The sequence below is a fragment of the Methylobacterium sp. WL116 genome (genome assembly GCF_008039455.1).
In the GTDB taxonomy this organism is placed as follows: domain Bacteria; phylum Pseudomonadota; class Alphaproteobacteria; order Rhizobiales; family Beijerinckiaceae; genus Methylobacterium.
Genome location: NZ_VRUV01000687.1, coordinates 1 through 2,022 on the forward strand (window position 1 = coordinate 1; position 2,022 = coordinate 2,022).

The 2,022-nt window shown below is 71.6% G+C and carries 1 protein-coding gene; it reads left to right on the forward strand.

Features of this window, described 5'->3' with window-relative positions:
- Nucleotides 1–718 precede the first annotated feature (718 nt).
- Nucleotides 719–2,022: hypothetical protein (locus tag FV223_RS26275; protein ID WP_210247526.1), on the forward strand; the 1,304-nt coding region annotated here is incomplete at its 3' end.

The window sequence follows — 2,022 nt, forward strand, 5'->3', positions numbered from 1 at the left end:
GGGGCCCGGCCCAACCTATTCCTTGGGGGCCGGGGGGGGGGGGCGGGGGGGGGGGGGAAGGGGCGTGGGCGACGCGGCGCTCGTCCGCGACGCCCTGCCGCAAAAGACGCTTCGTGTCGCCGATCAATGGGGCGAAAGCGTGCCACGTCGGCCCGAGGGCGCCCGGGGGAGACGATAATCCTCTCTCCCGGCGCCGTCCCGACGCGGTCGCGGAACGCGCCGGCCATGCCGGTTCGCGATCGGCGGGCCTCCCCCGCAGCGGCGTATCGCTCGGGCGCGTTCACGTCGCCGTGAGATCGAAGAGGCGGCGGGCCGCGCCCGAGCCCGCCCGCCGAGACGACCGTGCGGGCGCCGCCGCCCTGTCCCTTTGAGAGGCAGCGCTATCATCTCCGCGCGTAGCATCGTTTTAATGATAACCAGTCATGAACAGCGCGGACCGAACAGCAAGGTAGGCTGAAATAGAGACCCGAGCGACGCAAATAGCGCCGAATGGGTCTGGAAATAAGAAAATAATCAAGCGTCACGATCGGGAAGTCGCGTCGAGCAAAGACACCAGCACACTTGCCTGAAACGTCGGGCGTCATCCGACGATCACGGCAGGATTTGACCAACAATCGAAATCCACCCCGGGCATGCGCGCCCTGCGCACGCGTGCCGGCGGCATCGCCTTGCCTGTCCAGATCTCTGCGTTGCGTTCCTTGAGGACATACCGGCCGTCATGCCCAGCCATCGACCCTGCGACCGCCCCGCTGCGCGCCTGCACCGCGACCTGCTGACCACGACCGCCTTGGCCCTGGCGCTCGGCCTCGCCGCGACGGGCTCGGCCTCGGCACAGGCCTACAATGCCGGCACCGGCGCCACCTCGGCCGGAGCGAATTCGACCGCGGTCGGCCCGAACGCGGCGGCCGGCGGCGACGAGTCCTTCGCCGGCGGCTACAACGCGAGCTCGTCCGGTGCCGGATCCGTGGCGATCGGCTCGGGCGCCTCAGCGCAATCGGCGACGACCAACCAGGGCATCATCAACTACCGGGACGCCAACGGCGTCGGCAACCCGACGGCCGGGACCGGGGGCGACATCCGGAACGGCGCGAACGGCAGCACCACGCCGCCGGGTCCCGGGGAGGTCAATGCCGGCGCGCAGCCGTCGGGCACCGCGATCGGCAAGAAGTCCACCGTCGGCGCCGCCGGCGGCGTCGCCGTCGGCTACAACAACGCGGCCGGCACCGGGACCTTCAACTCGACCGCGATCGGCGCCAACAACGCCGCGTCCGGCTCCTACGGCGTCGCGATCGGCTACGCCAACATCGCCACCGGCCGCTCGACCCTGTCGCTCGGCACCAACAACCAGGCGCTCGGCGACGTCGCCATCGCCCTGGGACGGCAATCCTACGCGGTCGGCGACTTCTCGTTCGCCCAGGGCTTCATCGCCAGCGCCTACGGGCAGGATGCGCTGGCGCTCGGCCGGCTCTCCGTCGCCGGCGAGACCGGCAGCAACCCGACCGCCAGCAACATCGCGATCGGCGACAATTCCAACGCCGTCGGCGGCTCGGCGCTGGCGCTCGGCAGCGGCGCCTCGGCGACCAAGGCGCGCTCGGTGGCGCTCGGCGCCGGCTCGATGGCGCTGCGCGGCAGCCTGAGCGGCACCGAGGCCTACACCACGACCACCCTGTCCTCGGCCAACACCGAGCTCTCGGTCGGCGCGGCGGGCGCGGAGCGGCAGATCACCAACGTCGCGGGCGGCCAGCAGGACACCGACGCGGTCAACCTGCGCCAGCTCCGCTCGGTCGGGAACGGCGTCGCCGGGAACGCGACCGCGCTCGGGGGCAGCTTCGGCAGCGACGGCACCTACACGGCGCCGAGCTACAGCTACAACGGAAAGCCCTACGCCACCGTGCCCGGCGTCGTCGGCGCCATCGACCAGCTCGGCCTGCGCTACGACACCGACGGTTCGGGCAACCGGCTCGCCGGCATCGACCTAACCCGCGGCGGCAGCGTCGGCTCGGCGGTCGGCATCACCGGGCT